Genomic DNA, 16432 nt, shown 5'->3' on the forward strand with positions numbered 1-16432 from the left:
TGAAGCCCCCCTAGTTTGCGCCGACGCCGTGGCGGAATTTTCCAGCCTGCGGCGGGATCTGGACGAAAGTGGAGCAAGAACATGTCCCGAATGATGACGGGTGCAAGAATGGTTGTCGAAGCGCTGCGCGATCAGGGCGTCGATACCGTATTCGGCTATCCGGGCGGGGCTGTGCTACCGATCTATGACGAGATCTTCCAGCAGAACGACATCACCCATGTGCTGGTCCGCCACGAACAGGGCGCGGTCCACATGGCCGAAGGCTATGCCCGGGCGACGGGCAAGCCGGGCGTCGTGCTCGTCACCTCGGGGCCGGGCGCGACGAATGCCGTCACCGGCCTGACCGATGCGCTGCTGGACAGCATTCCGCTGGTGGTCCTGTCGGGCCAGGTCCCGACCTTCATGATCGGCACGGATGGCTTCCAGGAGGCCGATACCGTCGGCATCACCCGCCCCTGCACCAAGCACAACTGGCTGGTCAAGGACACCGACAAGCTGGCCGAGACGATCCACAAGGGCTTCCATGTGGCGACCTCGGGGCGGCCCGGTCCGGTCCTGATCGACATTCCCAAGGACGTGCAGTTCGCCACCGGCAGCTATGCCGGGCCGAAGCAGACCGATACCGGGTCCTATCAGCCGGTGCGCAAGGGCGATCTGGCCCAGATCACCCGCCTGGTCGAGCTGATCGAACAGGCCGAGCGCCCGATCTTCTATACCGGCGGCGGCGTGATCAATTCCGGCCCCGCCGCCAGCCAGCTGCTGCGCGAACTGGCCGACGCGACCGGCTTCCCCGTCACCTCGACGCTGATGGGCCTCGGCGCCTATCCGGCATCGGGCAAGGGCTGGCTGGGGATGCTGGGGATGCACGGCCTGTACGAGGCGAACCTGGCGATGCATGGCTGCGATCTGATGATCAATGTCGGCGCCCGCTTCGACGACCGCATCACGGGCCGCGTGGCCGATTTCAGCCCCGGCTCGATCAAGGCGCATATCGACATCGACCCCAGCAGCATCAACAAGGTGATCCGGGCCGACGTGCCGATCATCGGCGATGTGGGCCATGTCCTGGAAGACGTGCTGAAGGTCTGGAAATCGCGGGGCCGCAAGGTCAACACCGCGGGGCTGAAGCAGTGGTGGGCGCAGATCGAGGGCTGGAAGGCCAAGAACTGCCTGTTCTATCGCCCGAGCGACACGATCATCAAGCCGCAGCACGCGCTGCAGCGCCTGGAGGCACTGACCAAGGGGCGCGACCGCTATGTCACGACCGAGGTGGGCCAGCACCAGATGTGGGCCGCGCAATATCTCGACTTCGACGAGCCCAACCGCTGGATGACCTCGGGCGGCTTGGGCACGATGGGCTATGGCCTGCCCGCCAGCATCGGCGTGCAGATGGCCCATCCCGACGCGCTGGTCGTGAACGTCGCGGGCGATGCGAGCTGGCTGATGAACATGCAGGAGATGGGCACGGCGGTCCAGTTCCGCCTGCCGGTCAAGCAGTTCATCCTGAACAACGAACGTCTGGGCATGGTCCGCCAATGGCAGCAGCTGCTGCACGGCGAACGCTACAGCCAATCGTGGTCCGACAGCCTGCCCGATTTCGTCAAGCTGGCCGAGGCCTTCGGCTGCAAGGGCGCGCAGGTCCGCGACCCCGCCGACCTGGACGACGCGATCCAGCAGATGATCGACTATGACGGTCCGTTCATCCTGGACGTGCTGGTCGAGAAGCACGAGAACTGCTTCCCCATGATCCCGTCGGGCAAGCCGCATAACGAGATGCTTCTGGGCGAGGCCGAGACGCAGGGCGTCATCGAATCCGAGGGTGCGGTGCTGGTCTGACCGGCCCCGCCCCCCTTCCAGACATCTCCAACAGGGCAATGATATGAACGCACTGAACATCCAAAAGGGCATGTCGAGCCATTCGGCCTATGACCTGCGCGACCCGCATGCCCAGACCGAGGAAAGCCACACCCTGGCCATCATGGTCGAGAACGAGCCCGGCGTGCTGGCGCGCGTGATCGGCCTGTTCTCGGGGCGCGGCTACAACATCGACAGCCTGACCGTGGCCGAGGTGGACCATGCGGGCCACCGTTCGCGGATCACGGTGGTGACGCGCGGAACTCCTTCGGTCATCGAACAGATCAAGGCTCAGCTGGGCCGTATCGTGGTCGTACACGACGTTCACGACCTGACGGTCGAGGGGCCTTCGGTCGAACGAGAGCTGGGCCTGTTCAAGGTGCAGGGCCAGGGCGACAAGCGCGTCGAGGCGCTGCGCATCGCCGAGATCTTCCGGGCGAACGTGGTGGATTCGACGCTGGAAAGCTTCGTCTTCGAGCTGTCGGGCGCGCCCAGCAAGCTGGATGCATTCGCCGACCTGATGCGCCCCCTGGGCCTGATCGACATGGCCCGCACGGGCGTGGCCGCATTGGCCCGCGGCGCCTGAACGCCGTTCGGCGCTGCCCTTAGCAGGCGGCGCCGCTACGCGGCCATGCGAAGGCCGGTTTCTGTTTCTTGGCACGATTTTCCGGTGTTTCGCGCGATCCCGGCTGCGACGAGACCACGCGAAGGTGCTGGGGGCGTGACGGTGCTCCGTCGGCGGCGGCCAGCAGCTCGGGCAGTTCCGGGCAGCTCTTCTCGGACAGCATGCGCAGGTCGAAGGCGTGGCGCAGTTCACCCTTGGTGCGCGTCTCCAGCTCGACCAGGTCGCCGGCTTCGGGCCAGCGCATCGCCTCGGCAAGCCCCGCGGTGCCTTCCAGATAGGCGAGGTTTGCCTGATCCTCGCACCAGATGATCGCCTTTTCCCGAGAGGCGCAGCTCCATACGACAACCCCGATCATGGTCGTCCTTTCTTCTTATCGCCTGCCCCGGTTACCTGATTTCGATCAGCGGGCGGTGATTTTGTGCAAATCTTTGCCGACTAAAGCAGGTTTCCGCCGATTAGCTAGAGTTTTCTCAAGTTATCGGGAGATTTTTTCACTCGCTGGTTGCGCTGTCACCCAGTAACCACAACCAAATCCAAATCGTGCATCATTTGATCGCTCAGCGCCCTGATGCGGGCCTTTTCGCTGTCCAGCGCGACATGCGCATCGGCCAGAAGAAGCGATTCGGCGGCAAGGTCACGCACGGGTCCGGCAAAGACCTCGGGGTTCTGCAGCAGCAGCATGTGAAGCATCCGCTGGATCGCAAGATGGACCTGCGCCACCCCTGCACCGTCGCGCATGATCGGGCGCAGGCTGTCGCCCAGCAGCGCCGCAGGGTCCAGCCCGGGTGAATAGAGCCGCGGGAAACTGACATCGGGCCTGACCTGTCCGGTCCAGGGCGACAGGATGCGCAGCATCCGCGTCAGCACGACCTCGGCCGTGCCCGGATCGTTGACGGCAGGCGACAGCGCGCGCTGCGCGACCTCGGACAGGACGCGGAAGCCGAAGCCCGGATCCTGGTCGAAGCTGCGCTCGGCCGCCAGCGTGAAGCAGTCGCGCAGATCGCCCGCGACGGCGTCGTCGATGCGCCCGACCACATGGCAGACCGGCTGCGCGGGATGCGCCAGATCGCCCGGTATCGCGGCAAGATAGATGCGGAGATCATGTTCGCCCGCCAGGTCCGACAGCGCCTGCATGTCGCAGTTCTGGACATGCCCCACACGGTCGGGATGCAGGGCCGCCGCCTCGGGCGGGGGGGCGCCGCGCAGGGGGTTCGCCCCCATCCAGGGCGATTTCAGACGCCGTTCCAGCGCGTTGGCCGTCGCCTCCTCGACTCGGGTGACGGTATCGCCGACCAGGCCCAGTGTCGCCAGGCGGTCGATCCAGCGCAGCAGCGACACGATGACGACCAGAATCACGATCAGCGTCACGAGGAACAGGATGACGCGCCCGCCTTCGCCATACAGCTTGGTCTGCAGCATGATCAGCCCGACAAGGCTGAAGACGAAGGCCCCGATGAAGGTCGCCAGCACCGTCTGGCTGACCCCGTCCTGCGCGATCAGGCGCACGGATCGCGGGGTGGTGCCGCTGCTGGCCGTGGCATAGGCCGCCGTCAGGATCGACAGCGAGAAGGTCGTGACCGTCAGCATGGACGAGGCGATGATCTGCAGGATCGTCCCGATGGCATCCGCGCCGATCCAGCCCGCAAGGTCGTCGGGAATGGCCCCGCGCAGCGCCCAGCCCGCGATCGCCGTTCCCAAACCGAGTGCGGCAAAGCAGCTGACCCTGACCCACAGCTTGCGCAGCAGCTGCCGCAGCTGGAACCTTATCCTGCCGACGCTGCCATGTTCAGCCATCCGTCAGCGCGCGCGTCCGGCCTGCACGTCCGCGACCGCGCGCTGGACCTGCGTGATGCGCTGCGCCCGCGACGGGTGCGTCCCAAGGACGTGGTTCCCCGGATCGGGGATGCGCGTGAACAGCCCCGCCCCCGTCAGCGGGTTATAGCCCGCGTTCATCGTGATGATCGCGCCCAGGTAATCGGCCTCCAGCTCCCACTCCTTGCTGTAGTAGCGGGCCCCGACCGATGCGCCGATGGACTGCGCGCGCTCGATCGCGGCGGTGTCGCCGCCATAGGCCGAGGCGAGCGAGCCCAGTACCACCGCCGCCGCCGTCGCGGCCCCGCTCTTGCGGTCCAGGTGGTCGAGGATGTGGTGCGCGGCCTCGTGGCCGACGACGAAGGCGATCTCGTCGGGGTTCTGCGTCTGCGCGATCAGCGACAGGGTGAAGCCCACGACCGGACGACCCGTGCGGTCGACGGTCTGGTATGCGTTGGGCTCCAGCCCGGCGCGGTCGTCCACGACGAAGGCAAAATCGCAGTTGATCGCGCGGCTGCGACGCTCGACGCATTCGCGTTCGACCGCGGGCTCCATCCGCGACATGACCTGCATGAAGCTGCGGGCCGCGCCCTGCGGGGTGCCGTCATGGCGGCTGCTGGGCGCGGGCAGGACCACCGGCGCGGGCGGCGTCTGCGCGGCGGGCGACTGGGTGATGGCGGGCGTCACCGGCCCTTGGGCGCAGCCCGCGACCGCCAGCGCGGCCAGCGCCATCGCGGCCCGCATCCATCCCCTTGCCCACGTCTTGCCCATCGCCGCCCTGTCCTTCGCTGTCCGAACGCGCCTGTTGCGCCCAACCTACCTTGCCGCGCCTCAGGTCAGCAAGACCGCGCGCTTGCCGCCGCGACCCCGACGCGCAATTGTCGCAGTCAGGCCAAAGGAGAATCGGATGTTCACCATCGAGCATGACTTCGACGCGACCGTCATCACCCTGATCGACGAGGCCGAGCCGAATACCCGCCCCCTGAACGAGGATGTCGTCATCCTGAATTTCGACGACCGCGTGGTGGTCGAACAGATGAGCCATGACGGCTCGGAGGTGGTGCGCGTCACCTTCACCATGCAGCAACTGTCCGAATTGCGGCTGGCGCTGAACCTGCCCGAGGGGAATTACCGGCTGGAGCGGGAATAGCGCCCTTGCGGCCCAAACCGCGATCGGCGACAGATCCCGCGAAGGAGAATGCCATGCCCGAACGCAACGAGGCCGCGCTGGAATTCCTGGCGACGCGCCGTTCCCACCCCCCCAAGCTGCTGACCGCCCCCGGCCCCGACCGGGCGGCCCTGCAGGACCTGCTGACCCTTGCCGCCCGCGTGCCCGATCACGGCAAGCTGGAACCCTGGCGCTTCGTCGTCTTGGGTCGCGAGCGTCTGGACATGCTGGCGCCCCTGCTGCGCGACGCGGTGCTGGCGGATGGCCAGGATCCGGCGCAGGCCGACAAGGCGGCCTCGGCCTTGGCATCGCCCGTCGTGGTCGCGGTCGTCTTCAGCCCCAAGGACAGCCCCAAGGTGCCCGCCTGGGAACAGGAGCTGTCGGCGGGCGCGCTGTGCCTCGGGCTGGTCAACGCGGCGCTGGCCTCGGGTTGGGGGGCGTGCTGGCTGACGGGCTTCGCGGCGCTGAACCACGATTTCGGGCGCACGCATCTGGGCGTCGGGCCGCAGGAACGGATCGCGGGGCTGATCCATATCGGCACGCGCGGCAGCACGCCGCCCGAACGACCCCGCCCCGACATCGACGCGATCACCACATGGCTGTGACCCTGCCCGTCCGGGCCATGCTGAGGGGGTGGGCCGACCTGCTGCGCCCCTCGGTCCTGAAGCTGGTGATCCTGGGCATCGCGCTGACCCTGCTGCTGTTCGTCGCGCTGCAGGCCGCGATCTTCTGGGCGATCCGGATCTGGCTGCCGGGCGGGCTGACGCTGCCCTGGATCGGGACGCTGGACCTGGGGCAGGCGCTGTCCTGGACCTCGCTTGCGCTGCTGCCGGTCATGGGGATCTTCCTGATGGCACCGGTCGCGGCGGGCTTCTCGGGGCTGTTCGCCGAAAACGTCGCCGCCGCGGTCGAGAGGATGCACTATCCCCGCAGGCAGGGGGCCTCGCCCGATTTCCTGGACGGGCTGCTGGAATCGCTGGCCGTGATGGCGGCGGTGCTTGGCGTCGCGGTGCTGTCGCTGATCCTGACGCCGTTCCTTGGGCCTCTGGCGCCGGTGCTGTTCTTCGGTGCGAATGGCTGGCTTCTGGGACGAGAGTTCTTCCAGATGGCCGCGCGCCGTCACCTGTCCGACCAGGACGCCCACGCGCTGCGCCGCAGCCGCGGGGTCGCGGTCACCGTGACGGGCGTGCTGACGGCGATCGCGCTGTCGATCCCGGTCGTGAACATCGCCGTCCCGCTGCTGGCGGCGGCGTCGTTCACGCATCTGTTCCACATGGTCAGCGGATCAGCGCGTCCAGGTTCGAGATATCCGCGCGGGTGACGAACCCGCCCAGGATCACCCCCGCGATGACGGCCCAGATCGCGCCCGCGATCAGGGTCGTCACGATCAGCTTGCGCCGCCAGGGGGTGCCCGAGGGGGCGCCTGCATGGGTGCCGGGAACGATCTCTCCGTCATCGGCCTGGCTGCGCTGCCCGATGGGCATGACGACGAACAGGGTCAGGAACCACAGGACGGTGAACAGGACGATGCCGCCGGTCAGGTTCATCAGACCTGCTCCAGTTCGATCAGGCAGCCGTTGAAATCCTTGGGGTGCAGGAACAGCACCGGCTTGCCATGGGCGCCGATCTTCGGCTCTCCGGTGCCGAGGACGCGGGCGCCTTCGGATTTCAGGCGGTCGCGGGCCTCGATGATGTCCTCGACCTCGAAGCACATGTGATGGATCCCCCCCGAGGGGTTCTTGTCCAGAAAGCCTTGGATGGGGCTGTCCTGCCCAAGCGGATGCAGCAGCTCGACCTTGGTGTTGGGCAGTTCGATGAAGATCACGGTGACGCCGTGATCGGGTTCGTCCTGCGGGGCGCCGACCTTGGCACCAAGGGTGTTGCGGTATTGCGCGGCGGCAGCGTCGAGGTCCGGCACCGCGATGGCGACATGGTTCAGGCGACCGATCATCTCATCCTCCGTTTGCACCGATTACTAGGGCGAACGGCGGATGGGTGAAAGGAAAAGCTGCGCGATTAACCGATCCTTAGCGATTCCCTTGCTAGTCCGGACGAAGAAGCCCAAGGGGGATTGCGACATGCTGACGGAACAGAAGGCCGACACCGCCCAGCCCTTGCCGAAATGGCGGCTGATGCAGCCCGACCGCCCGCTGACGGGCCTGACCGTGCTGGTGATCGAGGATTCGAGATTCGCGAGCGAGGCCGTGCGCCTTCTGTGCCTGCGATCAGGCGCGCGGATCAGGCGCGCGGATTGCCTGCGATCGGCCGCGCGCCATCTGCGCAGCTACAGCCCGATGGTGGCCATCGTCGACCTGGGGCTGCCCGACGGGAACGGCGCCGACCTGATCGCCACGCTGACCGCGGCCGAGCCGCGCATTCCGGTCATCCTCGGCATGTCGGGCGATCCCGACGGGCGCGATACCGCCATCGGCGCGGGGGCCGACGGGTTCCTTGCCAAGCCGGTCGAAAGCCTTGCGGTTTTCCAGCAGACGATCCTTCGGGCAATGCCGCCGGAAATGTCGCGCATGGCCCCCCGCGCCCTGCCGACCGAGGTGGTGCAGCCTGACGAATCGGGCCTGCGCGACGACCTGAACCACGTGGCCGAAGTGCTGTCCTCGGCGCGGGACACCGGCTCGATCGACTATATCGCGCGCTTCCTTGCCAGCGTCGCGCGTTCGGCACGCGACGGTGCGCTGGAACAGGCCGCGTCCGAACTTGCGCGCGACCACATGGCGGGGAACGCGGTGGCAAGCGACCTCGTGCGGATCAGCGGCATGGTGCAGGACCGGCTGGACCGCGTGGCGGGCTTCTAGGCCAGCAGACGCGGGTCGCCGCCCATGTCCAGCCCGGGGAAGATCGCGCCCTCCAACGTGGATTTCGCGATGCCGAACTTCTGGTGCATGGCCCAGGCGGCATACGCGCGGATGTCGCGGACGGGCATCAGGTCCCGCCCGGCATAGAGGTCCCCCTCGGCGAGGCCCGGCCATTCGCCAAGCACGCGACCGCCACAGACGGCGCCGCCCGCCACCAGCATCGCCCCACCCGTGCCGTGATCGGTGCCGGCGGACCCGTTCTCGCGCGCGGTGCGACCGAACTCGGTCATCGCCATCACGGTCGTCGTGTCCCAGTTGCGGCCCAGCTCGTCGCGCAGGGTCAGGATGGCCTCGGACAGCTGGGTCAGCGCCCGTTTCAGCGTGTTGGCCTGCGCCGCATGCGTGTCCCACCCCGAGATCGAGAAGGTCGCGATCCGCGTCTCGCGGTTGAGGCGGTCGGCGGTGAACCGGGCCAGCTCCAGATGCTCGGACATGCGCCCCTCGGACAGGATGTCGGGCGACAACCCTTCGGCGATGGCGATGGCCTGTTCGCTGGAATGTCGCAGCAACGGATCGTCGTGATAGACATGGGCCAGCAGCCGCTCGGCCTGCGGCGACAGGTTCAGCGTCGAACGCGGCGACCAGCTCATGCTGTCGGCGGCCCCGTCGAGGATGCGCATCCGCTCTCCTCCGACGGCATAGGCGGTCTGCGACGACTGGTCGGGCATCTGCTGCAGCAGGCGGTTCAGCCAGCCGTCGGTCTGGTTGCGGATCGGGGCATCGGTGCCCGTCCCCGCCTCGAGCATGTCCTGTCCGTCGAAATGGCTGCGCTTGTCACGATAGGGCGTCGAGACGGCGGGCGCGAAGGCCAGCTGCCCCGCCTGCCACAGCGGCATCAGCCCCGACAGCGCCGGGTGCAGCGCGAAGAAACCGTCCAGATCCAGGGCCCCGTGATCCGGCCCCAAGGAAATCGTCCTGCGCAGCCCAGCAAGGTCGGGATCGCCATAGGGCTGGAACGCGTCCAGCCCGTCCATCGCACCGCGAAGCACGATGACGACCAGCCGGTTGTCACCGGGGGCCGAGGCGAAGGCCATCGGCGTGATCAGCGGGCTGGCGGCGGCGGAACAGCCGATCAGCGCGGCATGCCTGAGGAAAAGGCGGCGATCCATCGGTCTCATCTCCGGTTGAAATCGGCCGAGGCGAGCACGATGCCCACGCCCTCAACCCGGCTTTCGGCCTTGGGAACCGCCCATGCCAGCGGCTCGGACGCGGTGTCGCCAAGCGCGGTCGCCGCGAAGTCGCGGGGGTCCGGCAAGCGGTCCAGCAGGCGGCGGGGCGTGGCCATCGACCAGTTGATGCGCGCGGCCAACCCCTGAGGCGTGGCCCAGGCGGCAGCGTCCTCGGGCCAGCCGTCCGGCCCGCCCGGCACGCCCCAGGGCTGGCCCATCAGCTTCAGCGGCTCGATCAGGTTCACCCGCGTCTGGCGGTCGTCCAGCGCGCGGATATCGTCGCCCGTCAGCCCCAGGGCCCGCAGCCCCGCCACGATATAATCGGAGGGCTGGCGCATCTTCGCGCGGAAACCGTCCCGCAGTTCCGGCGCGCGCACCAGCACGCGGTTCATGGCCGCAAGCGCACCATCGCTTTCAAGATAGGCTGCGGCCAGCCTGTCGGTCAGCCCCGTGGGCGGATCGTCCGACACGAAATGCACCGCCATCTTGCGCGCAAGATGCGCCGCCGTCGCGGGATGGACCGCCAGGTCGTCGATCACCGCGCGGATGTCCTGCAGGCGACCGCGACCCTCGGTGCCGTATTCGACGCCCAGGACCGTCTCGGGGCCGGGTTCCGAACGGGCGGGCAGGAACAGCTTTTCCTGCTTGGGGCCATAGAACAGGCCCGCCAGCAACTCGGCCAGTTGCTCGATGTCGCGCTGGCTGTAATCGGCGCCGACGCCCAGGCTGTGCAGCTCCAGCATCTCGCGGGCAAGGTTCTCGTTCAGGCCGAAGCCCTTGGCCGGACGCCTACGGGCCAGCGCGCTGCCCGGCCCGACCGAGCGCACCTGGTCCAGGTATCGCAGCATCGCGGGATGGGTCTCGGCCTTGAACATCATCTGGGCGAAGCGACCGTTCACATGCGGGCGGATCGCCTCGTCCACGAAGGTCTCGCACAGAAGATCCTGGTAGATGTCGGCCCCTTCGACGGTGAAATGGTCGGCCCAGAACCAGACCAGCCGCTCTCCCAGCCCCGAGGGCGCGTCGACGGCGCGCGCGACGCGTTCGCGGAATGCGGCGTGGAAACGCTGCCGCGCCTGCCTGCGATGGACGCGAAGAGGCTCCTTGGCCGCCGCATCGCCATTGCGGAACGCGCGGCGCAGATCACGGCCCTCGGCGATGATCGTGCTGACATGATCGGTGGTCAGTTCGCCCGCGCGGGTCGAGGCCGCAAGCTCGGCCATCAGCGCCTGTGGCGTGTCGGGCAGAGCCTGCCGCGGCGACAGGCCGAAGCCCAGCCGGATGGCGGCAAGCTGGTCGAAAGGTATCATGCGGCGGGCCCCGTCGTGAATGCTGCCTTGCGGCAACATCGCACGAAGGGGGCCCGCCTGTCAGATCACTCTTTCGGCAGGGCGCGCAGGCGAAGCTCGCGCATCTGCTCGTTGGTGGGTTCGGACGGGGCACCCATCATCAGGTCCTCGGCGCGCTGGTTCATCGGGAACATGATGACCTCGCGGATGTTCTGTTCATCCGCCAGCAGCATCACGATCCGGTCGATACCGGCCGCGCAGCCGCCGTGCGGGGGCGCGCCATAGCGGAACGCCTTGACCATGCCGCCAAAGCGCTTCTCGACCTCGTCAGCGCCGTAACCGGCCAGTTCGAACGCCTTGAACATGATCTCGGGCTTGTGGTTCCGGATCGCGCCCGAGATCAGCTCGTAGCCGTTGCAGGCCAAGTCGTACTGATAGCCCTTGACCGCCAGCGGATCGCCGTTCAGCGCGTCCAGACCGCCCTGCGGCATGCTGAACGGGTTGTGGCTGAAGTCGATCTTGCCCTCGTCGTCCTTCTCGTACATCGGGAAATCGACGATCCAGGCGAACTTGAACTGGTTCTCGTCGGTCAGGCCCAGCTCGCGGCCGATCTCGTTGCGGGCGCGGCCCGCGACACCCTCGAACGCCTCGGGCTTGCCGCCAAGGAAGAACGCGGCGTCGCCGATGCCCAGACCCAGCTGCTGACGGATCGCCTCGGTCCGCTCGGGGCCGATATTCTTGGCGACGGGGCCTGCGGCCTCGATCTGGCCGTTATCGTCCTTGCGCCACAGGATATAGCCCATGCCGGGCAGGCCCTGCGATTGCGCGAAGGCGTTCATGCGGTCGGCGAACTTGCGGCTGCCGCCGGTCGGCGCGGGAATGGCGCGGACCTCGGTGCCGTCCTGTTCCAGCAGCTTGGCGAAGATCGCGAAGCCCGAACCGCGGAAATGCTCGCTGACGATCTGCATCTCGATCGGGTTGCGCAGGTCGGGCTTGTCGCTGCCGTATTTCAGCATGGCCTCGGCATAGGGGATGCGCGGCCATTCGGTATCGACCTTGCGGCCCTTGCCGAATTCCTCGAACAGGCCCTGCACGACCGGCTGGATCGAGGCGAAGACGTCCTCCTGGTCCACGAAGGACATTTCCAGGTCCAGCTGGTAGAAGTCGGTCGGGCTGCGGTCGGCGCGCGGATCCTCGTCCCGGAAGCAGGGCGCGATCTGGAAATACTTGTCGAAGCCCGCGACCATGATCAGCTGCTTGAACTGCTGCGGGGCCTGCGGCAGGGCATAGAACTTGCCCGGATGCAGACGCGAGGGCACCAGGAAGTCGCGCGCGCCCTCGGGGCTGCTGGCCGTGATGATCGGCGTCTGGAATTCGGTGAAGCCCTGATCCCACATGCGGTTGCGGATCGAGCGGATCACCTGGCTGCGCAGCATGATGTTGTTGTGCAGGCTCTCGCGGCGCAGGTCGAGGAAGCGGTACGCAAGGCGCGTTTCCTCCGGGTAATCCTGATCGCCGAAGACCGGCAGCGGCAGCTCGTCCGCGGCGCCCAGCACCTCCAGATCGGTCGCATAGACCTCGATCTCGCCGGTGGGCAGCTTGGGGTTCACGAGGCTGGCGTCGCGCAGCTTCACGCGGCCGTCGATGCGGATGACGGTTTCGGCGCGCAGCTTTTCCATCGCGGCGAAGGCGGGGCTGTCGCTGTCGGCCAGAACCTGCGTCATGCCGTAATGGTCGCGAAGATCGACGAACAGGACGCCGCCATGGTCGCGCACACGATGCACCCAGCCCGAAAGGCGGATGGTTTCACCGGCGTTGGCGGCAGTCAGATCGCCGCAGGTATGGCTGCGATAGGCGTGCATGGTCGGTCCTTCGGGTTTGTTCAGCCCCCGCATGAACAGCGCCAAAGGCTGGAAGTCAACCGCTCAGAAGGGCCGCACCACGTTGCCGGTATAGAAATAGGCCCCCATCCCCACCGCGAACAGCACGTTCCCCGCCACCGCATGCAGCACCCAGGCCGAAGGGAAGCCATGACGCAGATAGGCGCGCCCGAAGATCCAGCCCCCGACGAAGGTCATCACGGCCACGATCAGCGACCAGTACATCAGGTGGGCAAAGGCAAAGACCGCCGCGTTCAGCGCGATCGCGGCCTGCCCCTCGGGCAGGATCGCGCCATAGCGATGGAAGAACAGGGGGCGGAAGATCAGCTCCTGCGGCAGGGCCGACAGAAGCGGATAGAAGACCCAGATGAAGGGCAGGAATTCGGGGCGCTGGCGGATCAGCGAGAACAGCGCGTCGGGCTGCAGCGTCGCAAGGATCGCCCAGCCCGCCAGCAGCGTCGCCAGCGATATGCCCCCGATCTCCAGCCAGGGAAGGCGGCGCCAGCCGCGGATCAGGGTCCGCCACTGGAAGCCGCCGGTCACGTACAGAAGGGCGATGCCCGCAAGGCTGAACAGCGCAAGCGCCTGGAACAGGCGCCCGGGCGGCAGGAAGACCGCCATGGTCAGCGGCGCCCCGAAATAGAGCGCCGTGAACTCCATCCTCAGCCAGCGATGCGTGACTACCGCACCATTCGTGTCTGCAACCATCTTGCCCAATCCGTTGCGGAACCGGCAAAGGCGTTCAGATCGACATCGCCCTTGATGCCCGGGACGATCCCGGTGCCGGTATATTGCCAGAAGCCCCAACGCTGACCCGGATAGATCCGGCTGGGGTGATTGGCGACAGAGCGCAGCCAGAACTCGGCACGCATGTCGCCCATCCGGTTGTCACGGTAGAAATCCACCGTGGTATAGATGATGGGCCGTTGCCCGTAGTGACGTCCCACGATCTGCAGGAACACCTCGGCCTCGCGCTTGATCTCGGATGCCGAGGGACGGCGCGGGCAGGTCTTCGAATGCGACCATTCCATGTCCAGCACGGGCGGAAGCGAACCGGCCTCGCGCGGGACGTTGCGGATGAACCACGCCGCGTTTTCCGCGCCCGAGCGGCAGAAATAGTAGAAGTGATAGGCCCCGCGCGGGATGCGCGCCTGCCCCGCCTCGCGCCAGTAGCGGTGGAAGTTCGGGTCCAGATGGTCCCCGCCCTCGGTCGCCTTGATGAAGGCGAAGCTGATCCCCGCCCCGCGCACGCGGTTCCAGTCGATATCGCCCTGCCAGCGGGAAATGTCGATCCCGTGGACTTGGTGCCCATAGGGTGCGGCATAGTCCCAGTCGTGCGGCGCGCGGTCGCCCAGCTGCGAATTCGCGCCCGGTCCCGGTGCGTTGCGATACCCGCCGCCGCTTGGCGGCGTTCGCGCGCATGACACCGCCAGCGACAGCGCCAGACATGCGATCAACAGTTTTCCGAAGGTTTTCATCCCTGCCCCGACCTCTTTCCCGATCCAGAGTTTGTCCGGCGCATGACGCGCCGGTTCGGTCGGTTATCTCAAATGCGTGAGGACTTGTCATGGCAGGGCGGGGATCACGAACTCGTCAGTTGAGGCAGGCCCGCGGGGGCCCGCCGATGGTCAGTTCGAAGGCTCGGGCGCGGCATCGCCCGCATCGGGATCGCCGTCCTCGGGGACGGCGGTGGGCGTCGGCGCGTCGCCGTTCCCCTCGGCATCCTCGACCGGGGTCTCGGCGGGGGGCGCGGTGGTCGCGATGCCGGTATCCTCGGACTCCTCGGTGCCGGGACGCATGATCAGCGTCAGGATCAGGACGACCGCCAGCATCGCCACGATGGCGATGACCGCGGGCTTGTGACGCCGCGCGGCCTGCGGCGGTTCTTCGTTGTTGTAGGACATCGGGAACACCCTTCGATTGCTTGGCAAGCCAACGCCGCCTGAACCGGGCGGTTCCCGCGCCCCGCCTGCGACGGAACGTATCGGGGCTTGGCCGCGGGCGCGCATGCTGTCACATCTTGGCGCGACCCGAACCATGCCCGCAGCGATGCAAGGACAACGGATGACCCCAACGCCCCTGCCCGATGGACTGATCCCCGACGGCCCCGCCCGCAGCGATCGCGCCTATGTCACGCTGGTCAGCAACGAGGCCTATCTGCCGGGGGCGCTGGCGCTGCTGCGATCCCTGCGGCTGCTCGGATCGCAGGCCGACATGGTCGTGCTGCACCGCGACCTGCCCGTGGACGCGCTGGCATCACTGCGCGCGCTTGGCGCAAGGACGGTCCGGGCGCAGCTGCTGCCCACCTCGCAGGAATTCGACCGGACGCATGCCCGCGATGCGCTGCATGCCCGCGCGGCCTTCACCAAGGGCGGCAAGCCCGATTTCCACACGCCGCTGGACAATTTCATCAAGCTGCGGCTGTGGCAGCTGGACTATTGCCGCGTCGTCTTCGTCGATGCGGACGCGATCGTGCTGCGCAATATCGACAAGCTGTTCGGGATGCCGGAATTCTGCGCCGCGCCCAATGTCTATGACGGGCTGGACGGGTTCCACCGCATGAACTCGGGCATCTTCACGGCGCGACCCGATCCCGCGACATTCGCCGCAATGATGGCGCATCTGGACCGGCCCGGCATCTTCTGGCGGCGCACGGACCAGACCTTCCTGCAGGACTTCTTTCCCGACTGGCACGGGCTGTCGGTGCATCACAACATGCTGCAATACGCCTGGTTCGCCATGCCCGAGCTGTGGAGCTGGGACCATATCCGCGTCCTGCATTTCCAGTACGAGAAACCGTGGCAGGATCACGACAAGGCCGACCGGCTGCGCCCGCTGATCGACCTGTGGCGCCAGATCGCGGATGGCGGCCCGATGCCCGACCTGTCAGGGATGCCCGCGCCGGGGGCCCGATGCGGGTCGCGCTGACCGGGGCCCGCGGCATCGTCGGAAGCTTTGCCCACCGTGCGCTGCTGGCGGCGGGTCACGCGGTGACGGTGCTGGACCGCGACAGCGGCTGGCGGCTGGGCCTGCCCGCGTTGCTGAGGGGGCAGGACGCGCTGGTCCATTGCGCCTTCGCCCATGCGCCCGGCCGATATCGCGGCGGCGAGGGCGACGATCCGCAGGGCTTCGTCGCGGCCAATCTGGACGGCAGCAGGCGTCTGTTCGACGATGCCGCACGGGCGGGCGTCGGGCGCGTGCTGTTCCTGTCGTCGCGGGCGGTCCATGACGGCCATCCGGCGGGGCTGCTGCCCGACGACCTGCCTGCCCGCCCGACCAGCCTCTATGGCGAGGTGAAGGCCCGCGCCGAGGAGCATCTGACCGGCCTGCCGCTGACGGGCTGCGCGATCCGCGCGACGGGCATCTACGGGCCGGGTCCCGCGATGAAATGGACCGCGCTGTTTCGCGACCACCTTGCGCAGCGCCCCGTCGCGCCCCGCATCGGAACCGAGCTTCACGCCGAGGATCTTGCCGCCGCCCTGATCCTGCTGCTGGATCACCCCCGCCCGCCCGCCACCGTCAATGCCAGCGACATCGCGCTGGACCGCCGCGTCCTGCTGGGCATGGTGAACGAGGTGCTGGACCGCGACCTGCCGCTGCCCGATGCCGCCGATGCGGAGGCGCTGAGGGTTCTCGACTGCGCATTCCTGCGCCATGCGGGCTGGCGGCCACGCGGACTGGACGGGTTGCGCCGCGAAATCCCGCGCCTTCTGGACGCTGCCACGAATCTGTGATCGGCTTGGGCGACGGAAGGCCCCACCA

19 protein-coding genes are annotated in these 16432 nt (G+C 67.6%); 8 read left to right on the plus strand and 11 right to left on the minus strand.

Annotation, left to right across the window (positions count from 1 at the left end; genetic code table 11):
• The first annotated feature begins 81 nt into the window (after nucleotides 1–81).
• Nucleotides 82–1836 (plus strand): acetolactate synthase 3 large subunit, encoded by a 1755-nt coding sequence (locus F804_RS0104340; protein ID WP_028725604.1) that lies wholly within the window; start codon nucleotides 82–84, stop codon nucleotides 1834–1836.
• Between the two features lie 43 nt (nucleotides 1837–1879).
• Complete coding sequence (gene ilvN, locus F804_RS0104345) at nucleotides 1880–2440, plus strand: acetolactate synthase small subunit (protein WP_022706525.1); 561 nt, start codon at nucleotides 1880–1882, stop codon at nucleotides 2438–2440.
• A 19-nt stretch (nucleotides 2441–2459) separates the two neighbouring features.
• On the opposite strand, the gene F804_RS16865 is transcribed toward ilvN, so the two are convergent.
• From F804_RS16865 to F804_RS0104360, 3 genes are all read right to left on the minus strand, one after another.
• Nucleotides 2460–2834, minus strand: a complete 375-nt coding sequence (locus F804_RS16865) for a hypothetical protein (RefSeq protein ID WP_022706526.1) — start codon at nucleotides 2832–2834, stop codon at nucleotides 2460–2462.
• A 155-nt stretch (nucleotides 2835–2989) separates the two neighbouring features.
• On the minus strand, nucleotides 2990–4273 hold the full coding sequence (locus F804_RS0104355; protein WP_022706527.1) for a DUF2254 domain-containing protein: 1284 nt from the start codon (nucleotides 4271–4273) through the stop codon (nucleotides 2990–2992).
• A gap of 3 nt (nucleotides 4274–4276) precedes the next feature.
• Nucleotides 4277–5062: a M48 family metalloprotease gene (locus tag F804_RS0104360; protein ID WP_028725606.1), complete on the minus strand. Its 786-nt coding sequence runs from the start codon at nucleotides 5060–5062 to the stop codon at nucleotides 4277–4279.
• Between the two features lie 136 nt (nucleotides 5063–5198).
• Between F804_RS0104360 and F804_RS0104365 the strand changes: the two genes are divergently transcribed.
• From F804_RS0104365 to F804_RS0104375, 3 genes are read left to right on the plus strand one after another with little or no spacing between them, the layout of a single operon-like run.
• On the plus strand, nucleotides 5199–5441 hold the full coding sequence (locus tag F804_RS0104365; RefSeq protein WP_022706529.1) for a hypothetical protein: 243 nt from the start codon (nucleotides 5199–5201) through the stop codon (nucleotides 5439–5441).
• A gap of 53 nt (nucleotides 5442–5494) precedes the next feature.
• Nucleotides 5495–6064, plus strand: a complete 570-nt coding sequence (locus F804_RS0104370) for a nitroreductase family protein (RefSeq protein WP_022706530.1) — start codon at nucleotides 5495–5497, stop codon at nucleotides 6062–6064.
• Nucleotides 6055–6780 carry an EI24 domain-containing protein gene (locus tag F804_RS0104375; protein ID WP_022706531.1) on the plus strand — a complete coding sequence of 242 codons (726 nt, stop codon included), beginning with the start codon at nucleotides 6055–6057 and terminating at the stop codon, nucleotides 6778–6780. Before F804_RS0104370 ends, F804_RS0104375 begins: the two co-directional genes overlap by 10 nt.
• Here the strand turns inward: F804_RS0104375 and F804_RS0104380 are convergent.
• Together F804_RS0104380 and mce are read right to left on the minus strand one after the other, a co-directional pair.
• A complete protein-coding gene (locus F804_RS0104380; RefSeq protein ID WP_022706532.1) occupies nucleotides 6737–7006 on the minus strand; it encodes a DUF1467 family protein in 270 nt (89 codons plus the stop codon). The genes F804_RS0104375 and F804_RS0104380 overlap by 44 nt on opposite strands.
• Nucleotides 7006–7410 carry a methylmalonyl-CoA epimerase gene (gene mce / locus F804_RS0104385; RefSeq protein WP_022706533.1) on the minus strand — a complete coding sequence of 135 codons (405 nt, stop codon included), beginning with the start codon at nucleotides 7408–7410 and terminating at the stop codon, nucleotides 7006–7008. The genes F804_RS0104380 and mce overlap by 1 nt, the downstream gene beginning before the upstream one ends.
• 127 nt (nucleotides 7411–7537) lie before the next feature.
• On the opposite strand from mce, the gene F804_RS0104390 reads away from it, so the two are divergent.
• Entirely contained in the window at nucleotides 7538–8272 is a 735-nt protein-coding gene (locus tag F804_RS0104390) for a response regulator (protein WP_022706534.1), read from the plus strand.
• Here F804_RS0104390 and F804_RS0104395 read toward each other — a convergent pair.
• The 6 genes from F804_RS0104395 to F804_RS0104420 all read right to left on the minus strand — a co-directional run bounded on the left by F804_RS0104395 (nucleotide 8269) and on the right by F804_RS0104420 (nucleotide 14574).
• Complete coding sequence (locus F804_RS0104395) at nucleotides 8269–9450, minus strand: DUF1501 domain-containing protein (RefSeq protein ID WP_028725609.1); 1182 nt, start codon at nucleotides 9448–9450, stop codon at nucleotides 8269–8271. The two genes, F804_RS0104390 and F804_RS0104395, sit on opposite strands and share 4 nt — an antisense overlap.
• Complete coding sequence (locus F804_RS0104400) at nucleotides 9447–10811, minus strand: DUF1800 domain-containing protein (protein ID WP_040595686.1); 1365 nt, start codon at nucleotides 10809–10811, stop codon at nucleotides 9447–9449. Before F804_RS0104400 ends, F804_RS0104395 begins: the two co-directional genes overlap by 4 nt.
• 65 nt (nucleotides 10812–10876) lie before the next feature.
• On the minus strand, nucleotides 10877–12652 hold the full coding sequence (aspS, locus tag F804_RS0104405; RefSeq protein ID WP_022706537.1) for an aspartate--tRNA ligase: 1776 nt from the start codon (nucleotides 12650–12652) through the stop codon (nucleotides 10877–10879).
• A 63-nt stretch (nucleotides 12653–12715) separates the two neighbouring features.
• A complete protein-coding gene (locus tag F804_RS0104410; RefSeq protein ID WP_028725611.1) occupies nucleotides 12716–13378 on the minus strand; it encodes a CPBP family intramembrane glutamic endopeptidase in 663 nt (220 codons plus the stop codon).
• On the minus strand, nucleotides 13351–14148 hold the full coding sequence (locus tag F804_RS0104415; protein WP_022706539.1) for a glycoside hydrolase family 25 protein: 798 nt from the start codon (nucleotides 14146–14148) through the stop codon (nucleotides 13351–13353). Before F804_RS0104415 ends, F804_RS0104410 begins: the two co-directional genes overlap by 28 nt.
• A 150-nt stretch (nucleotides 14149–14298) precedes the next feature.
• The gene (locus tag F804_RS0104420; RefSeq protein WP_022706540.1) at nucleotides 14299–14574 is read right to left on the minus strand and encodes a hypothetical protein; all 276 of its coding nucleotides are present in this window, start codon (nucleotides 14572–14574) and stop codon (nucleotides 14299–14301) included.
• 160 nt (nucleotides 14575–14734) lie between these two features.
• Here F804_RS0104420 and F804_RS0104425 point away from each other — a divergent pair, with 160 nt between their 5' ends.
• Together F804_RS0104425 and F804_RS0104430 are read left to right on the plus strand one after the other, a co-directional pair.
• Nucleotides 14735–15598, plus strand: coding sequence for a glycosyltransferase (locus tag F804_RS0104425; RefSeq protein WP_022706541.1), 864 nt, complete (start codon nucleotides 14735–14737; stop codon nucleotides 15596–15598).
• On the plus strand, nucleotides 15583–16404 hold the full coding sequence (locus F804_RS0104430) for an NAD-dependent epimerase/dehydratase family protein (RefSeq protein WP_022706542.1): 822 nt from the start codon (nucleotides 15583–15585) through the stop codon (nucleotides 16402–16404). The genes F804_RS0104425 and F804_RS0104430 overlap by 16 nt, the downstream gene beginning before the upstream one ends.
• Nucleotides 16405–16432 lie beyond the last annotated feature (28 nt).

Source organism: Paracoccus zeaxanthinifaciens ATCC 21588 (assembly GCF_000420145.1).
In the GTDB taxonomy this organism is placed as follows: domain Bacteria; phylum Pseudomonadota; class Alphaproteobacteria; order Rhodobacterales; family Rhodobacteraceae; genus Paracoccus; species Paracoccus zeaxanthinifaciens.

Coding starts and splice junctions, on each gene's coding strand:
- F804_RS0104420 (WP_022706540.1), bottom strand. CDS start 14,574: ATGTCCTACAACAACGAAGAACCGCCGCAGGCCGCGCGGCGTCACAAG.
- F804_RS0104410 (WP_028725611.1), bottom strand. CDS start 13,378: ATGGTTGCAGACACGAATGGTGCGGTAGTCACGCATCGCTGGCTGAGG.
- F804_RS0104430 (WP_022706542.1), top strand. CDS start 15,583: ATGCGGGTCGCGCTGACCGGGGCCCGCGGCATCGTCGGAAGCTTTGCC.
- F804_RS0104375 (WP_022706531.1), top strand. CDS start 6,055: ATGGCTGTGACCCTGCCCGTCCGGGCCATGCTGAGGGGGTGGGCCGAC.
- F804_RS0104390 (WP_022706534.1), top strand. CDS start 7,538: ATGCTGACGGAACAGAAGGCCGACACCGCCCAGCCCTTGCCGAAATGG.
- F804_RS0104425 (WP_022706541.1), top strand. CDS start 14,735: ATGACCCCAACGCCCCTGCCCGATGGACTGATCCCCGACGGCCCCGCC.
- F804_RS0104395 (WP_028725609.1), bottom strand. CDS start 9,450: ATGAGACCGATGGATCGCCGCCTTTTCCTCAGGCATGCCGCGCTGATC.
- F804_RS0104355 (WP_022706527.1), bottom strand. CDS start 4,273: ATGGCTGAACATGGCAGCGTCGGCAGGATAAGGTTCCAGCTGCGGCAG.
- F804_RS0104370 (WP_022706530.1), top strand. CDS start 5,495: ATGCCCGAACGCAACGAGGCCGCGCTGGAATTCCTGGCGACGCGCCGT.
- mce (WP_022706533.1), bottom strand. CDS start 7,410: ATGATCGGTCGCCTGAACCATGTCGCCATCGCGGTGCCGGACCTCGAC.
- F804_RS0104360 (WP_028725606.1), bottom strand. CDS start 5,062: ATGGGCAAGACGTGGGCAAGGGGATGGATGCGGGCCGCGATGGCGCTG.
- F804_RS0104415 (WP_022706539.1), bottom strand. CDS start 14,148: ATGAAAACCTTCGGAAAACTGTTGATCGCATGTCTGGCGCTGTCGCTG.
- F804_RS0104380 (WP_022706532.1), bottom strand. CDS start 7,006: ATGAACCTGACCGGCGGCATCGTCCTGTTCACCGTCCTGTGGTTCCTG.
- F804_RS0104400 (WP_040595686.1), bottom strand. CDS start 10,811: ATGATACCTTTCGACCAGCTTGCCGCCATCCGGCTGGGCTTCGGCCTG.
- aspS (WP_022706537.1), bottom strand. CDS start 12,652: ATGCACGCCTATCGCAGCCATACCTGCGGCGATCTGACTGCCGCCAAC.
- F804_RS0104365 (WP_022706529.1), top strand. CDS start 5,199: ATGTTCACCATCGAGCATGACTTCGACGCGACCGTCATCACCCTGATC.
- F804_RS0104340 (WP_028725604.1), top strand. CDS start 82: ATGTCCCGAATGATGACGGGTGCAAGAATGGTTGTCGAAGCGCTGCGC.
- ilvN (WP_022706525.1), top strand. CDS start 1,880: ATGAACGCACTGAACATCCAAAAGGGCATGTCGAGCCATTCGGCCTAT.
- F804_RS16865 (WP_022706526.1), bottom strand. CDS start 2,834: ATGATCGGGGTTGTCGTATGGAGCTGCGCCTCTCGGGAAAAGGCGATC.